The organism is Aquiflexum balticum DSM 16537 (assembly GCF_900176595.1).
GTDB lineage: Bacteria > Bacteroidota > Bacteroidia > Cytophagales > Cyclobacteriaceae > Aquiflexum > Aquiflexum balticum.
Window position 1 is genome coordinate 5,643,230 of the sequence record NZ_LT838813.1, and the last position, 17,612, is coordinate 5,660,841.

At 39.4% G+C, this 17,612-nt stretch carries 13 protein-coding genes; 6 read left to right on the forward strand and 7 right to left on the reverse strand.

The features are described 5' to 3' along the window. Positions 1-7 precede the first annotated feature (7 nt). The 6 genes from B9A52_RS23950 to B9A52_RS23975 all read right to left on the reverse strand — a co-directional run bounded on the left by B9A52_RS23950 (position 8) and on the right by B9A52_RS23975 (position 10,069). On the reverse strand, positions 8-1,966 hold the full coding sequence (locus tag B9A52_RS23950) for a glucoamylase family protein (RefSeq protein ID WP_084123095.1): 1,959 nt from the start codon (positions 1,964-1,966) through the stop codon (positions 8-10). Positions 1,967-2,039: 73 nt separating this feature from the next. Continuing rightward, on the reverse strand, positions 2,040-3,122 hold the full coding sequence (locus B9A52_RS23955; protein WP_084123096.1) for a LamG domain-containing protein: 1,083 nt from the start codon (positions 3,120-3,122) through the stop codon (positions 2,040-2,042). A 33-nt stretch (positions 3,123-3,155) separates the two neighbouring features. Beyond that, positions 3,156-4,682 (reverse strand): RagB/SusD family nutrient uptake outer membrane protein, encoded by a 1,527-nt coding sequence (locus tag B9A52_RS23960; RefSeq protein WP_084123097.1) that lies wholly within the window; start codon positions 4,680-4,682, stop codon positions 3,156-3,158. 18 nt (positions 4,683-4,700) lie between these two features. Further along, the gene (locus B9A52_RS23965) at positions 4,701-8,066 is read right to left on the reverse strand and encodes a TonB-dependent receptor (RefSeq protein ID WP_231955401.1); all 3,366 of its coding nucleotides are present in this window, start codon (positions 8,064-8,066) and stop codon (positions 4,701-4,703) included. Positions 8,067-8,219: 153 nt separating this feature from the next. Then, positions 8,220-9,263 carry a FecR family protein gene (locus tag B9A52_RS23970; protein WP_172805275.1) on the reverse strand — a complete coding sequence of 348 codons (1,044 nt, stop codon included), beginning with the start codon at positions 9,261-9,263 and terminating at the stop codon, positions 8,220-8,222. Positions 9,264-9,427: 164 nt separating this feature from the next. Beyond that, entirely contained in the window at positions 9,428-10,069 is a 642-nt protein-coding gene (locus B9A52_RS23975; protein ID WP_157370284.1) for an RNA polymerase sigma factor, read from the reverse strand. 298 nt (positions 10,070-10,367) lie between these two features. Between B9A52_RS23975 and hisG the strand changes: the two genes are divergently transcribed. From hisG to B9A52_RS24000, 5 genes are all read left to right on the forward strand, one after another. Beyond that, positions 10,368-11,228, forward strand: coding sequence for an ATP phosphoribosyltransferase (hisG, locus tag B9A52_RS23980; RefSeq protein ID WP_084123674.1), 861 nt, complete (start codon positions 10,368-10,370; stop codon positions 11,226-11,228). A gap of 215 nt (positions 11,229-11,443) precedes the next feature. Continuing rightward, positions 11,444-12,736 (forward strand): histidinol dehydrogenase, encoded by a 1,293-nt coding sequence (hisD, locus tag B9A52_RS23985; RefSeq protein WP_084123100.1) that lies wholly within the window; start codon positions 11,444-11,446, stop codon positions 12,734-12,736. Further along, a complete protein-coding gene (gene hisC / locus B9A52_RS23990) occupies positions 12,736-13,800 on the forward strand; it encodes a histidinol-phosphate transaminase (RefSeq protein ID WP_084123101.1) in 1,065 nt (354 codons plus the stop codon). The genes hisD and hisC overlap by 1 nt, the downstream gene beginning before the upstream one ends. Before the next feature lie 2 nt (positions 13,801-13,802). Next, positions 13,803-14,897: a bifunctional histidinol-phosphatase/imidazoleglycerol-phosphate dehydratase HisB gene (hisB, locus tag B9A52_RS23995; RefSeq protein WP_084123102.1), complete on the forward strand. Its 1,095-nt coding sequence runs from the start codon at positions 13,803-13,805 to the stop codon at positions 14,895-14,897. A gap of 184 nt (positions 14,898-15,081) precedes the next feature. Beyond that, on the forward strand, positions 15,082-15,867 hold the full coding sequence (locus B9A52_RS24000; RefSeq protein WP_084123103.1) for a tetratricopeptide repeat protein: 786 nt from the start codon (positions 15,082-15,084) through the stop codon (positions 15,865-15,867). A 27-nt stretch (positions 15,868-15,894) separates the two neighbouring features. On the opposite strand, the gene B9A52_RS24005 is transcribed toward B9A52_RS24000, so the two are convergent. Continuing rightward, complete coding sequence (locus B9A52_RS24005; RefSeq protein WP_231955405.1) at positions 15,895-16,779, reverse strand: ATP-grasp domain-containing protein; 885 nt, start codon at positions 16,777-16,779, stop codon at positions 15,895-15,897. Positions 16,780-16,882: 103 nt separating this feature from the next. Between B9A52_RS24005 and B9A52_RS24010 the strand changes: the two genes are divergently transcribed. Further along, entirely contained in the window at positions 16,883-17,611 is a 729-nt protein-coding gene (locus B9A52_RS24010) for a polyprenol monophosphomannose synthase (protein ID WP_084123104.1), read from the forward strand. The last annotated feature ends 1 nt before the right edge of the window (position 17,612 follow it).

Sequence of the window (17,612 nt, forward strand, 5' to 3'; positions counted from 1 at the left end):
TGTTGGGTTAATAATTAAAGTTCAATTTATCCAAGCCGGATTTAACATCCGGATTCTGCATAAACAAGTCCCATAGTAATCCGGACCTGTGGTTTTCGATCATCAAAATGATCGGTCCTTGATCAATGGCCAAATAAGAATTGGCATACCATCCTTCAGTAACATTGAAGGCATCATAGAACCCATATTCTCCCCAAAGCCTATCTCCCATCTGATAATAGAAGAATTCCAAGGCCTTCATCGAAGCTTCAGGTGTATAAGGAAATGATGAAAGGGCTGCTGTTGGAGTGATGACTCCTAAATCATTTGTGGGAGAATGGGCATTGTATCCCAAATGATTATCGCTTGCGGTAAAACCCCATGCATTTTCCGAATAGCCCACAAATCCCAAAGGGTTCACCACTGCATGAGCCTGATTAATCAGAGAATGGTTCTTGTTTTGTTTCCAATAATCGGCATATTGGTCGCTGAGATTACGGGGATCAAGTCCCAAAAATGAATAATGGGCAAAGAATAGTGGTCCACCAAATTGATATCCTAAAGGCAGGTCAATGCCATAATATGTATTTCCGTTAAGCATTGCTCCATTACGGGCCCAACCATTGTCATAAACCTCTTTATCAATAGGATGGGTCGGGGAACTTGCAGCCAAAACATATATGATTAGGGATTCATTCCAACCGAGAATTCGCAAATTCATCTCCCAATTATACTGTGGAGACCAATGCCAATAAAGTACTTTTTGACCACCTCTTGTATACCAATCCCATTCCACTTCGTGCCAAAGTTGGGTTATTTTGTCAATAATGGATTTTTCCTGCGTGTTGGATTCATTGAGGTAAGCACTTGCAGTCAAGAGGCCTTGGATCATGAATGCCGTTTCCACCAGGTCTCCGCCATTGTCTCTTTGACTGAATGGAATTACCTGGCCTGAGTTACCATTGAGCCAATGTGGCCATACACCATGAAATCTATCTGCGGTACTTAGAAAGTTTACTATTTTCCCTAATCTTTCCACCCCTTCATCTCGACTGATAAAACCCCTCTCTATGCCGACCAAAAGAGCCATGACCCCAAAACCCGAGCCACCTATAGTCACCAGATTACCGGAAGAATTTCTTTCTCTTGCCAAACCGGAGTTTGGATGGGCAAAGTCCCAGAAATATTTGAAGGTCTGTTCTTGTACAAGATTCAATAAGGACTCCTCAGAGATTTGTGGGAATTTAGGATTTGGGTTAATTTCAGTGAAAAAAGTCTTGCTCAATCCTGCAAAATTTTCTCCTTCAGCTCCTTTGATGGTATTCTTTAGGTCCAGCTGGTATTTACTTAGGTATTGTAAGGTTTCAGATGCTGAAATCTCAACTTTCCTATCTTGGTCTGAAAAGGAAAATTGTAACCCAGGACTGTTTTCACCTGTCAACTTAATGGCAGAAGAAAGTGAATTTCTATCTACAGGGTGTGAAAATTGTAAAGTCGCACTGAAATCCAAAGGTACCTCAACTATTCTCCCTGATTTGGTCAATTGGGCATCCTTAATCTCCAAGGTAACTTGGAGCGCGCCCAAGATCGTCTTGAAACTAAATTCTTTGCCGGCAAAACTCGCCTGATTACTTCCTTTTAGACTCTCCGAAATCACCAATTTATAACAAGTATTGGTTTTCAGCACTCCTGAAGGGAAAATTACAATACTTCTATTGTCCGAAACCGTGCTTGTAGAAATATTGATGGATTGGTTTCCTTCATAAAGTGTAATGGAGTTGGTTATAGAAACAGGATCAAGAGAAGTGGAAAAGTGTAAGGTAATAGGTCGGTCAATGGGCAGATTTTCCGAATAGGGCTCTATCAAACTGATTTCCTGATCTCCCGCATCAGCCTCAACTAAAATCAATTGAGAGACTTCAGATTCAGGTTTTTCACAGCTGACGAATAAGACCAAAACCGATAAACTTAGAAGCAATTTCCTCATTTGGATTGTTTTGGAAATAAAAGGGAATTCAGATAGGTATCTGAATTCCCTTTTGGGTTTATATGTTTACTCTTTAGGGTTTTTCAGCATCAATGATCGCCTGAATCTCTGACTGACTCAGTGCCTTGCTGAATATCCTCAGTTCATCGATGAGACTTCCATCAGATAAATGCCCCCATCCTGTAAATCTTGGGGCACCGGAACCTATGGATAGAATATCACAACCTGTCCATTCAACGCCAGGATAACTCCCTTCTCTGACTACATTGCCATTGATGTAAACAGCTGCGTTGCTTTGCGACATCGAAATTGCAATGTGAACCCAATCTCCTGAGGATGGGTCTATGTCCGCAGCAGCGCCACCGTCAAACCAATTGTCTGCCGTCCCATTTCCGATGTTGAGTTTTACACGTTGCATGGATCCTGCTGCTTCCCTAAACAATCTGAATCCGTTACTGCGGTTATTCATATTATTGGGATTAACAGTATCAGGTGGACCAATTACCAAAATCCCGGCACGGTTGGGATCTCCATTGACATTGTACCAAAAAACAGCACTGAATTCATTATTCAGCATACCTGTAGTAGGGAAAGTCAAATAAGCATTATTTGCTCCATCATAGGCGGTGCCACTGATGCCATTGGCAAAACCGGGACTTCCCTGAACATTTGCTGTTGTCGTGGAAACCAATTCCATGAAATCACCGTCAAAGGGTAAGTAAAAAATCTCATCATCATAAATCGGGGTATATGGCTCAACTTTTTCAAAAGAAACCGTTTTTGATGAACTTTTACCTGATAGATCTTTAGCCTCTATTACAAGGGTATGTGGACCATTTCCCACAGTTTCATAAGTATGAATTTTCACAACTCTTCTAAAATCCAGAAACTCATTAAAGCTTGCTATCTCATTTCCGTCCAAAAGGATTTTTATCGATTCAATTTCAATGTCATCCACCACCTCAAAATTAATGTTGATAGGAGTGACTTCTTCAGGAACGCGTATCAAAGTACCCTCTAAAGGGAAATTAATCATAACCTCCGGTGCCTCTGTATCAGGACCAGGATCCACTGCAATAATTTCATCTATGTAACTATCTGTACATCCTAAGATGAAAAATATCAATCCTATGATTATTAAATTATACCTTTTCATAATCTTATGTTTTATTTATTATTCCTTTTATTCTCATTTCTTCAACTGCGGAAGGATATTTTCCTGCTCCAATGGATATGGAAGGTACCTATCTGTTTCAGGAGTGAAATTCCTGCCTCCAAAGTTTAGTTCTGTGCCTCTATTATATCTCATTAAATCATAGAAACGAATCCCACTTTCCATACCAAATTCTGCGTACTTTTCATTGAGTACATCATCAAGAGTAACTCCACTGAGTTGACCTAGTCCTACTCTAGACCTTACCAAGTTTACTGCTTCATCAGCAGAAAGTACAGAACTGCTTGCGCCGTTTACCAATGCTTCAGCATGCATCAACAGTACCTCAGAATATCTTATGGCAGTGAAATTCTTGTTGGAACCGTACGAAAATCTTCCAGGAATAAGTTGGTTTGAAGGGAGATAATGCTTACCACTGAGGAAATTATACCTTGGGTGATTGTTGAATCTATCTCCATCAGGGGTAATATTTGAAACCCAAGAGGGCAAAGTCGCATATTGTGGATCTGACATTATTTCATCCATTCCGTCAGGAGTGAACAGAACTGTAGTCTGAAGTCGTTCTTGTTCCCCACGGTCAAGCATAAATTTGATATATTTTACACTTGGAGCGAAGAATCCCCAACCTGTAGAGGCCCCCGGAACTGCCGGTGTCCAAGAAGCCGGACCATAGGAGACAAAGGGGTATGTTGTCCTTGTACCCGTAGCTGTTCCAAAATCTGAATATTGAAATTCCAGGATATTTTCACTGTTCAATTTTCCGGGTATTTTAAACAATTGGTAATAATCAGGTTCCAATGCATAATTGTTACTTCCAATTATTTGACCTGTAGCCTCAGCCACGGCAGAATAGTTTTTCAATTCCAGATTTGCCATGGCTTTGACTGCCAAAGCTGTACCGCGGGTAACTCCACCTCGCAGATCTGAACGGTCCTTAGGATGCACGCTGGGAAGTAATGGAATGGCATCATCCATCATTTCCGAAACATACTCCATGACTTCTTCAAAGGAAGAAAGTTCAATTTCGTATAGCGCACTAGGCTGAGAACTATTTGGGATCAAAATGGCACCCCAAGTACGGGCCAATTGCAAAAGCTCAAAACCTTGCATCACTTTAATCTCAGCGATATACTGTTCCGCATTGGCCTGATTGGCACCTGCCGCTTGGTATTTTCTGATTTCCTCAATCGCTCCATGCCAGTATATCAAATCAGTGTAGAGATTAAGCCAAACTGAATTGTACATCCAGAAATTCCTATCGTATCTGAACTCATCAGTTTCTGTCAAAGGAAACTGATCTCCTGCTGCAGTCACATCATCTCCTCTTACCCCAAGCAGCATATATGTTTCCCATTGAGATCCATAAAGTTCGCCATAAGCACCATAAAGCATTAAGATCATATTGCTGGATTGTGTATAGTCAGTTTCTGCTGCTATAATCTGATTTTCGAGAGGTTCATCCAATAAATCCAAACAGGATGTTGTCACCAAAAAGGCCATCATCAAAGCCAGCGTGTTTTTTATAAATTTTATATTTTTCATGACTGAATTTCAATTAGGTTAGAATGTTACATTTAATCCCACTGTATATATAGCAGGTATGGGATAAACCTGTCTGTCAATACCATTGGGGACTTCCGGATTAAACCCATTGTAATTGAATAGGGTTAGTGGTCGCTCAGCAGTCAATGTTATCCTAGTTGAAGGCATAGCTACCCCAAAAAGCTCCTGATTGATCAAAGAATAAGTCATTTGCACATTTTGAATCCTGAAAAAAGATCCATCTTCCACAAAATAACTGCTCATATTCTGGTTCCAACCTCTTCGAAGACCGGAAGCGGATGGATATACATTTGATGTACCCTCACCCCTCCATAGGTTGCTGATAAGTTCAGCATCCAGGTTGGTATCATTGGTGAAAATAAGCTCACCTCTTTTTCTATTAAGAATATTGTGGCCTCTTTGACTTTGCAAAAGGGTTGAAAAATTGAAATTCTTGTAAGAAAAGCCTGCGTTGATCCCGTAGGTAAAAGTAGGCAAGAAAGAACCCAACACTACACGGTCTTCATCATTGACCACGCCGTCTCCATTTTGGTCTTTGAATTTAAAGTCGCCTGGAACAAGACTGTTATCAGTGATAAATTCCTGAGTATATCCACTGCTGTTGATCTCCTCCTGATTCTGGAAAACTCCTTCAACTTCATATCCGAAAAAAGCTAAATATGGCTCCCCTATAATAGAACGTTGACGAAACTCAGCTGAACCTGCATCCAGATGATTTGGACCACCGAGATTTAAAACTGTATTTTTCAAAGTGGTGATATTTCCTCCCAAATAGAAAGAGAAATCATCATTGATCCTTTCATTCCAATTAACTGTCAACTCAAGGCCCTGATTTCTTATTTCCCCTACACTTCGTCTTTCTGTTGCCCTGAAAACCGGAGGAATAATGCTTACAGCTAGGTTTCTGGTGTCTCTGATAAAATAATCCGCTTCAACCGATAGTCTGTCCCTAAATAAAGTCGCGTTTAAACCAAAGTTCCTTTCAACTGTGGTTTCCCATCTATCAATTAAATCGAAAGTTGGATTCAACCTTCTCCCTATAATACGTACATCATCAATAGCCAAATTATTTTCCTGCAAGGTAGGTACTCCGACTGAAGGACTGATTCCGTCATTTCCAAGCTGTCCCCAAGATCCCCTGATTTTCAGGAAACTGATGGCTGGGACATTAAAGAAATCTTCGGATGAAATCACCCATCCTGCACCGATTGTTGCAAAATTACCCCACTGTTGTTGGAATTTATTATTTCCGTCTCTTCTGACTGTACCGTATACCAAATACCTGTCGTCATAATTATAGGCTACCCGCGCGAAAAATGACTGGAAGAACAATCTTTCCCCACCATCTCCGATAGCATTCAGATCGAAATTGGTTGAATTGGAAAGGTACCAAAACTCTTCCTGACCAAAAGCCGGTTCAGGATTTAGGCCTTCTCCTCTTGCACTTAAAGCTTCGAAAGTCTCACTTCGGAAAGACTGACCCAATACGGCAGTTAAATTGTGTTTCCCCCAATTATCTGTATAGGTGAAGAAATTATCCCAAATCTGGTTATATCTCGTGAAATTACTTCTGCTGAGCGATGATTGCCTTTCTGTAACTCCATCGTTATAGGCAAAAGATACATTCCTGGTATTGATTTGATCTATATTGTAATTGTATGCTGTTTTGAAAGAAAGCTTATTTGGGATCAGCTCCATATCAGCATAAAAGTTACCCATTATCTTCGCTATATTATTTCTGTTGTCCGAAAACAGTATGCTATAAAAGGGGTTTTGATTTCCCCGGTATCCAATAAGTTGGGCATTGGACAAGGGAACTTCCGTGCCTGTAGCGCCCGTATTGAGGGGATCAAATTTAGGTAAGATAGGAACTGTATTGTAAGCCCTAAACCATGCACCATCATCTGCATTATATCGCCTGGCCGCACTGATGTTCAGATTACCTCCAACAGTAATCCAATCTCTGAGGTCGGCGTCTAATTTCACTCTGAAATTGAGCCTTTTGAATTCGTTCCGCCTTTCCTTCATCAGTCCGTTTTGTTCGAAATAGCTACCCCCGATGGAATATCTTGTACGATCTCCGCCGCCGTTGAAAGTTAGAGAATGATTTTGTATGGATGCCGGACTCATGATTTCAGAATACCAGTCCGTATTTACATTCGGTAAATTGGGATCTACCCTGCTTCTTCCAAATCTTTGAATAGCGTTGTTTAAAAACTCAATATCTGCTGGGCTTCCTGTCTCATTTACATACTGTGCAAACTGTTGGGTATTTGCCATTTTGAGCACATTCTGTGGAACTTGAGTACCATAGTAACCATCGTAAATAATTTCAGGTTCTTGGTTGTACCCGCCGGATTTTGTCTCAATTAGAACCACCCCATTCGAAGCTCTTACCCCGTAAATAGCAGAAGCAGAAGCATCTTTTAGGATTGACATTGTTTCGATATCATTGGGATTCAAAAAATCAATGTTATCGAAGAACATCCCATCAACAACATACAAAGGCGCTGCGCCTCCCTCAAATGATCCGATTCCCCTGACCCGTACTGTTGGAGATGCACCCGGTGCACCACTACTGACTATCTGAACACCAGCAACTCTTCCCTGAAGGGATTGCATGGCGTTGGTAGCCGGAGTTTTGACAATGTCTTCAGCCTTGACTGAGGAAATAGCCGAAATCCTATCCTGTTCTCTTTGAGTACCATATCCGATTACAACCACTTCTCCCAAAGTACTTAGGTCCTCTACCATGGTCACGTCTATGACATTTGAGTTTCCAACAACTCTACTCACTCTTTCAAATCCTACAAAGGAAAAGACCAATACATCTCCTTCATTGGCCTCCAAGGAATATTTTCCATCAATATCAGTAACCGTACCTGAGTTTGTGCCATCAATGATGATCGTGACACCGGGCAAAGGTTCTCCTGAGGGATCTAGTACCCTTCCTGTGATGGTGACAAATTCCTGTTGGATTACAGAAGTTACTTCGGCAATTTCCTTTTTCTTTACATCTATATTGTTATTGATCTGACGGAAACTCAAAAGAGTTTGCCGGGCCACTTCCTGCAAAAATTCTTCCACTGTTCCCGATGTTTGGGAAAGTGAAATAGACTTGGAAGTTTCTATGTCTTTCCTGTCATAGGAGAATCTGAAAGTTGTCTGCTTTTCCACTTGGCTTAAAAACTGGCCAAGGTTATAGTTTTCTTTCTGAAAACTGATATTCACTTCATCAATACTTTTATATTGTCCTTTGGCTTCATTGGCGAAGACAAAGTTAAAGACCATCAATTGGATCACGAATCCATATAAGAAGTATCGGGATAACATATAGATTACACTAAGTAGTTTATTTTTCATATTTTTGAAGGTTTATTGAATTGTACTGTTCATTAAATGCGGTCATCTGATGTCTTCCATTCCCCAATGTTGAGCATCCTAAGACCGGTCCAAGCCGACGGATTTTCCAATCTGTCGGCTTTCTTTTATAAGGAGCTTTTTTTATCCATAAACTTAAAATTTGAGTTTTACATTTTTTCCGTTGATTTCGTATTCAAATTTTTCTATATAAGAAATACTGTTCAGAATATTATCCAGGATTTGGTTTTGGTACTCGCCAGAAAATTTCCATTTCACTTTTTCCGCATTTACAAGACTGAATTTCACTCCATACCATTCTTCCAATGTCTGTACCACCTCAGGAAGACTGGCATTTTCAAAAATAATCCTTCCTTCCTTCCATGCGATCGCTCTTTCCAAATTGAAACTCTTCACCCTTTTTTCATTCCCTGCTTTATCAAATTGAAATTCCTGACCGGGAATCAATGTTATTTTATCGCTATCCTGATTTCTGTCAACAGTTACTTTCCCTGTCAAAAGTGAAATCTTCAACAAAGCATTATTTTTGGTGTTGATATTGAAGGAAGTACCCAAGGCAGTTGTGACAAAACCTTCAGATTCCACCCTAAAGGGCCTGAGAGAATCTTTCTTTACTTCAAAATATGCTTCTCCAGAAATGGACATGAACCTTTCAGTTTCACTGAATTTATCCGGAAATTTCAATCTGCTTCCTGAATTCAACCAAACCCTGGATCCATCAGGAAGAGTGATACTTAATTTCTCTCCATGTGAGGTTGACTTTTCAATCCAAGGGACACGGCTCGAGGCAGAAGCTTCTGATGCCTCGTTTTTGTTGAGCATATTCGGCAGATAAAACAGCATAGCAATGACAAGAACCGCTGCAACTTTATAAATCTGACCGATTTCTCTAATCCAATTGACAAGAGACTGTTTCTTTTGGAAATCTTCGGAGATCTTTTTTTCAATAGAATTGCTCTCCTTTAAGATTTTTGCCAAAACTTCATCCCTGATTTCCGCTGTCGGGATTATTTCTTTAAAATGAATTCCTTCAACTATCTCTCTTGCCGATTGAAGATCTTTCCTTCTTTCTGGATTGGCATCGATCCAATTCTTCCAATAGGTGTCCAAATCCTTGTCAGGTTCCCTGACCCACCGAACAAATTCAGGATTTGTTAAAAAGAATTCAATTTGGTTCATTATTAGGCTTATTACTACATTATGTAAAGCAGGAAATAAGCCAAATGACATCTACCTTTTTGAAAAAAAATCAAAATAAAAACGTAACTAATTGATTTTTAGAGATAAAAAAGAAAAATTATGGCATGATGAAAATGCCGTGCAATCCTTAATCTTACATTAATTTATTTCAGCACATCCCTTAAAAATCCCAAAGCTTGGTAGATAAGATTTCTTGCAGACTTGATGTTGTCCAATTTCATGATCTCTTGGATTTGTTGGTAATTCATGCCTTCATAAAAAAAATAATAAACCACTTCCTTTTTTCGAGGACTGAGCAATTCAATGGCCTGATTCAACTTTTGCTTTTTTTCCTCATCGATCTGCCTATCGATCAGATACTTCTCATGTGAAAAAGTAAAATCAAAGAAATAACCATGGTTAATTTCTTCAAGATTACTGTACCATTTGCCTTCCTCTTTGATAATTTTCCTTTTGAGGCATTTGAAAAGATAAAACTTAATGGAATCGGTCCTACCAAGATTGGACCTGTTTCTCCGGAGTTCAATGAATAAATCCTGAATGGCATCTTTTACCAATTCTTCCTTCTTGCAGATTCTCCAACCATAAGCAAAAAGTTTATTGAAATTTGATTCATAAATCTGAATAAAAGCGGATTCATTTCCTTCTCTAAAAGAATCCCACAGAACCCCGTCCTCAATAGAAACAGTTTCAACAACATGTTCCTGTGCATTTTCATTTGAAACGGTATTCTTTTGTTGGTACAGCATTTTGGGTTCGGTATTCTTTTTTAAAGTTAAAGTCAATTATTTTAATTTTAAAACTTAAATCAATTAAATTGTCAATATCCAAAAAATGTAAAAAAAGAAATCCGGCTTGGATGTTCAATTGCTGTTGTTAACTTTGTCAAACAGATGAACAGCCCATTTCAATATATTCCGTTTCTTTCTGCCAAAACTACTTTTGGCCAGGTTTTTCATTTTCATCATTCCTCGTAAGAGGAAAACTTTTAACATATCGCCCCGGATGGCTGTTAATATAAACTTACAGCCTAATCATCCAAAATATTTATTGGCATCTTGATACTAAATGTATATTGCATCCATGAATTCAATTATCCGAATTGCCGTCCAAAAAAGCGGCCGACTCAGCGAAGATTCTTTAAGCCTCATCAAGGAATGTGGCATCAAATTTTATAACGGTACCGGAAAACTCAAGTCTTCCTCCACCAATTTCCCGATCGAATTTCTTTTTCTAAGAGATGATGATATACCGGGGTATGTAGCTGATGGAGTTGCTGATTTAGGGATAGTAGGAGAAAACGAACTGGTAGAAAAAGACAAAGATGTCAGCATTTTAAAACGTCTTGGCTTTTCCAAATGCCGTCTATCTCTAGCCATTCCCAAAGGAGAAAAATATGACGATATCAGGTATTTTGAAGGTAAAAGCCTAGCGACTTCCTATCCCAAAATTCTCGGTGATTTCTTGAAATCGAAAAATATTCAGGCAGAAATTCATGAAATAAGCGGGTCAGTGGAAATTGCACCAAGCATTGGCTTGGCCCATGGAATATGTGATATAGTGAGTTCTGGCTCCACTTTGATGATGAATGGCCTCAAGGAAGTGGAAGAAATATTCAAATCAGAGGCTGTGCTTATCGCAAACAAAACCCTTTCAGAAGAAAAATTAAAAATAGTAGATAAGTTGCTCTTCCGCATAAATGCCGTACAAAAAGGCAAAAGCAACAAATATGTACTTCTCAATGCGCCTAATGAGTCCTTGGAAAAAATCATCAATCTCATTCCGGGGATGAGAAGCCCTACAATTTTACCTCTTGCACAGGAGGGATGGTCGTCCGTCCACTCTGTTCTGAGTGAGGATCAATTTTGGGAAAATATCGAAGAACTCCGTGATGCAGGCGCCGAAGGAATCCTGGTGGTTCCGATCGAAAAAATGGTAATCTAAGATACTAGACATAAGACACAAGATGTAAGACTGACGTGCCAAACTGTAACTAGGTAAAACGGAGTACCAGACGTTGAGGGTTAAGAAGAAAGTCCCTATGGTTTTACATCGGGAGAAAAGGAATAAACTAAACAACTATTGAAACCTAACTCATCAATGCATCCTTTTGCAAGACTGACAAACTAAACACTTTCCAACTCTCAAAGAAATTCAAAATGAAAATCATCTATAACCCGACAAAGGCTGAATGGACCAAAGAATTGAAAAGGCCTGTTCAAAAAACCAAGGATATTGAAAAGATTGTCAAACCGATCATGCAAAAAGTCAAAAGATTGGGAGATAAAGCATTGAAAAAGTTTGCTTTGGAGTATGACCATGTTCAGCTAAAAAACTTATTGGTATCCATGGAGGAGATTTTTATCGCAAGGGAAAAAATTGACCCCAAACTCAAGGAAGCTATTCAATTGGCCAAACAAAACATTGAGAAATTTCATGAAGCACAGGCAACTCCAGATCTTGAAATGGAAGTAATGGAAGGAGTAACCTGTATGCGCAAGTCTGTTGGTATTCAGAAGGTTGGATTATATATTCCCGGAGGAACTGCACCCTTATTTTCCACCGTACTGATGTTGGGAATTCCGGCAAATCTGGCAGGTTGTGAGCAGATAGTATTGTGTACTCCTCCTGATAAAGACGGAAACATCCATCCTGCGATATTGTATACTGCGGATTTGATAGGAATTGATAAAATCGTAAAAGCTGGAGGTGCACAAGCCATAGCAGCCCTCACTTATGGAACTGAATCCGTCCCAAAGGTCGATAAAATTTTTGGACCGGGAAACCAATATGTAACAGCAGCAAAACAACTGGCCGTCAAAAAAGGAGTTGCCATAGATATGCCTGCCGGACCTTCCGAGGTCTTGGTCTATGCGGACCATACCGCGATTCCCGGGTTTGTAGCAGCAGATCTCCTGTCCCAAGCAGAACATGGTGTGGATTCTCAGGTCATTCTTGTTGCCTCTTCTGAAAAAATTGCAAAATCAGTATTGAAAGAAATGGAAGAACAGCTGATAAAACTTTCAAGAAAAGAAATGGCTAAAAAAGCTTTGGAAAACTCCGTTGCTGTAGTGGTGGGAAATCAGGATAAAGCCCTGGAATTGATCAATGATTATGCCCCGGAACATTTGATCATTTGTGTGGAAAATGAGGATGAGGTGGTGAATCAGATTAAGAATGCCGGTTCTGTCTTTATTGGCAACTTTACCCCTGAATCAGCAGGAGACTATGCCTCAGGAACCAATCATACACTGCCTACCTATGGGTATGCTAAAAATTATAGTGGTGTGTCTTTGGATAGCTTCGTCAAAAAAATAACCTATCAAAAAATAACTGAGACCGGAATCAAAAATCTGGGTCCTGCTATAGAAATAATGGCTTCCAATGAAATGTTGGACGCACATAAAAATGCTGTCAGTATCCGGCTTAAATACCTTAAAGAAAAGAAGTAATGGCATTTTCAATTGACAATTTATTACGTCCACATATCAAATATATCAAGCCCTATTCTTCAGCAAGGGATGAATATTCCGGTAAAGAAGGCGTGTTTTTGGATGCCAATGAAAATCCCTATGGTTCTTTGACCGGGGAACCTTTCAACCGCTACCCTGATCCATATCAATTAGAAATAAAAGAAAAACTGTCTTTTGTCAAGGGTGTTCGCCCAACACAGATTTTCTTGGGAAATGGAAGTGATGAGGCGATTGATTTATTGATGCGTGCATTTTGCATCCCCGGAAAGGACAATATCATTTTACTACCGCCCACTTACGGAATGTATGAAGTATCTGCTTCCATCAATGATATTACTGTTAAAAAAGTAAATCTGTCGGAAGATTATCAACTTAGGCCGGATGCGATACTTTCCGAAGTGGACAAAAATTCCAAAATCATTTTCATTTGCTCTCCCAATAATCCCAGTGGAAACAAGATGAAAAGGGAAGCTATCCGGACTATTGTTCGAGGATTTGACGGATTGGTTGTGGTGGATGAAGCCTATATTGATTTCAGTGACGAACCGAGTTTTACCACTGAATTGGCAGAATTTCCCAATTTAGTGGTCATGCAGACTTTCTCTAAAGCTTGGGGCCTGGCCAATTTGAGGCTGGGAATGGCATTCGCTTCAGAGGAAATCATCCGCATACTCAATTTGATCAAACCACCCTACAATATCTCAGGACTTACCCAGCAGAAAGTGCTGGAATCATTGGAGAATTCCAATAAAATTCCTGACTTGGTCAGAAAAATAACTGAGGAAAAGAACCATTTAATTGAGGCTTTGATAAAATTGCCTTTTATCAGACAGATTTACCCCTCCAACGCAAACTTTATTTTGGTAAAAGTCTGGGAAGCAAAAAAAATATATGATTACCTTCTCAATGATCTGGTAATTGTCAGGGACAGATCTAAGGTGATTCTATGTGAGGATTGCCTGCGGATTTCTGTAGGCACAAAAGAAGAAAATGAATTCTTTCTCCAGATCCTGGAAAAATACGAACCATTAACTACCCATTAAAAATGAAAAAAGTACTTTTTATAGACCGTGACGGCACCATCATTGTCGAGCCCCCGACAGATTTTCAAATTGATAGCCTGGAAGATCTGGAATTTATTCCCAAGGCAATTTCCAATCTGAGGAAAATTGCAGAAGAAACAGATTATGACCTGGTCATGGTCACCAACCAAGATGGAATGGGAACAGATTCTTTTCCGGAAGAAACCTTTTGGCCTGCGCATAACAAAATGATGCTTACGCTGGAGAATGAGGGAGTGAAGTTTTCCAAAGTCCATATTGACAAATCGTTTGAACATGAAAATCTGCCTACAAGAAAACCGGGCATCGGCATGCTGACAGCATACCTGAACGGAGATTATGATCTGGCTAATTCCTATGTGATCGGTGACAGAAAAACAGATGTGCAAATGGCGAAAAACCTGGGCTGTAAGTCTATTTTTCTAGGTGAACAAAATAATGAGGCGACATTTAGCACCAAAAATTGGGATGAAATCCATGAATTCCTCAGAATGCCGGCACGAATAGGTGAGGTTTTCAGAAAAACTTCTGAAACAGATATCCACATCAGGGTCAATGTAGATGGGTCGGGAAAATGTGAAATCTATACAGGTCTGCCATTTTTTGACCACATGCTCGAGCAATTGGGAAAACATGGGGGCACAGATCTTTTGATAGAAGTGAAAGGGGATTTGCATATTGATGAGCATCACACCATAGAAGATACAGCATTGGCATTGGGAGAAGCTTATCTAAAGGCTCTGGGAGATAAAAAGGGGATATTCCGCTACGGATTTCTACTCCCAATGGATGATGTGCTTTCACAGGTGGCCATTGATTTTGGCGGAAGACCTTGGATAGTTTGGGAGGCGGAATTCAAAAGAGAAAAAATTGGCGACATGCCAACAGAAATGTTTTTCCATTTCTTCAAATCCTTCAGCGATACGGCAAAGTGTAATTTGAACATCAAGGCCGAAGGTACCAATGAACACCACAAAATCGAAGCAATTTTCAAAGGATTGGCAAGGGCAATTAAAATGGCTGTCAAAAGGGACAGCAATGCCCTGAATCAGCTTCCTAGTACGAAGGGGGTGTTATAGGGTTCAGTCTCAGTTTTCAGTGGGCAGTTAATCAGTGTTCACTTTTACCAACTGCCAACTTTGACTGCAAACTGCCCACTGAGACTGCATACTACCTATGATAAATTATTATATTAAAAACATAGTAGACAACTTGGGGATTTACAATTATTTTATTAGTTTTGAATAAATGTGATTAATTTCCATGCGTTTGATTTTCTATTTGTGTCTGCTTTTTATGATGTCTTCCTGTTTTGGCAGCTTTTCTGAGGGAGAAATGTACTTCCGTCAGGCAAAATATGAAAAGGCAGTTTCGGAGTTTTCCAAGGCTTTATTTTTAAATGTCACGGATGTCAAATCTCGCCATCTTAGAGCAAGATCCTATGAGGAATTGGAAGAGTATGAAAATGCCTTGGAGGATTATAAGACCATTATTCGGTTTGAACCCAACTATGCACAGGCTTATGCAGGAATAGGTAAGCTTTATTGGAAGCAGGAAGATTATAAAAATGCAGAGAAGTATCTTTTATTAGCGGCCAATCAGGACGGGGAAGATTTTGAAATAATTTATCTTTTGGGCAGGGCTATGCTGATGAATGGCAATAACAAAAGTGCTGATGAATTTTTACAGATAGCAAAGGAAATGAATCCAAAAGATTCCAGGGTATATTTCTATCAGGGCATGGCAAGATCCCAAATCGGGGATATCTTAGGCGCTGCGGGTTCTTTTAATATGTGTCTCAAATACGACCCGGATAACTTAACTGCAAAATATAACAGGGGACTCATCCGCTTATTGATAGGATATTCTGATTGGGCAATGGAAGATTTTGATGACATACTCAAAGCAAACCCAAACCATATAGAAGCCCTCGCCAGAAGAGGATCTGCCAAATTGGACATCAATGACCCTTCAGGATGCAAAGATTTAAAAGAAGCCGCTGAAAAGGGAAGCTTATATGCACAAATGAATATTGAAAGATGTGAATAAAAAAATATACGTTCTGTTTCAGGGAATTTACCCGATTCCCAATTTTTTTCTTAACGCCGCTTTATAATTCAACTTGGCCTTGTCCGAAGTGAATAAAAAAAGATAGGGTTCTATCAGTTCAAGCTCCATCAGATAAAACACACCCTCTATCCAAATACCATCTACCCGGGCATATAAGGTCTGAGAGGCAAATTCATCAACGATTTTTTGAATATAGTCCAACTCTTCTTGGGATGGATTTACTGTAGTCACATTTCCTCCAAAGAAGTGTTGCACTCTAAACTCGCCTTTTTTGGGGCTTTTGAGCACTGCATGGGAAAATTCAGCATTGAAAAACAAATAGGAATATTCTCCCGGGTCTGAAATTTCATTGATAAATGGCTGCACCATATAATCTTCAGATTGAAGCAGGGAATCAATCTGATCTTGTTGCTCCTTCCAATTACGTTCATTCAATTTTAAGGTGTTTTTGGACCCACCGCTTACTGTTGGTTTGATGACCAATTGATCAGTGCCGAATTTCAAAAAATAATCAATCAAATCAGGGCTGGCACCTCTGTTGATAAATTGAGTGGGCACAATATGAAATCCCTTTTCATAAATCTCCAAAAGGTAACGCTTGTCAGAATTCCAGATAATCGTATCAATATTGTTGAAAACCTTTAATCCAAGTTCTTTTATCTTTTGGCACCAATCCAAAAATTCAACATATCTGTCAAAATAATCCCAAGGGGATTTGATCAAAAGATGGCTATACTGCTTCCAATCCACAGAGTTATCTGACCAAATTTCAAGTCCAAAGTCAATTCCCAATTCCCGGAGGATATTTCCCAAAACGATATCTTCATTCAAGGCATTATAGTCAGGATAGGCTCCATTCGACTCATAGGTGACTATGGCAACTTTCATCATTTTGTTATTCTCATTTTCAAGCAATTATATATCATTTTTTGCATTTTATGAGTTCAAATAAAAAAATACATGCTATAAATCATACTTTTGGGCTTTGGTTTTTATGGAAAGAGATAAGCTAGTCATCATCCCTACTTACAATGAACTGGAAAACATCCGGGACATCTCCTTGGCTATCATGGCTTTGGAGGGTGATTTTGAATTGCTTGTAATTGATGACAATTCGCCCGATGGAACGGCCCTGGAAGTAAAAAAACTTCAAAAGGAATTTCCCGAAAGGATTCATCTGATTAAAAGAGAAGGTAAACTGGGATTGGGAACTGCCTATTTGGAAGGTTTTCATTATGCCCTGGCAAATGGTTACCAGTATATTTTTGAAATGGATGCGGATTTTTCCCACAATCCAAAAGACCTTGTCAGACTTTATGAAACTTGTTATCAGGAAAATTATGACCTGGTGATTGGGTCGAGATATATTACGGGAGTAAACGTGGTCAACTGGCCGATGGGAAGGGTTTTGATGTCATTTTTTGCTAGTAAATATGTACAGTTCATTACCGGAATGCCAATCAAAGATGCCACAGCGGGTTTTAAATGCTATCGCAGAAATACACTTGAAACTATCAGATTGGATAAAATCAGGTTTATAGGCTATGCTTTTCAGATTGAAATGAAATTTACAACCTGGAAACTGGGCTTTAGGATAAAGGAGATTCCTATCATATTTACTGACCGGACAAAAGGTAACTCAAAAATGAACACGCATATCTTTAAAGAAGCGGTGATGGGGGTTATCTATATGAAGATCAGAAGCTGGTTCAAAAAGTACTGAA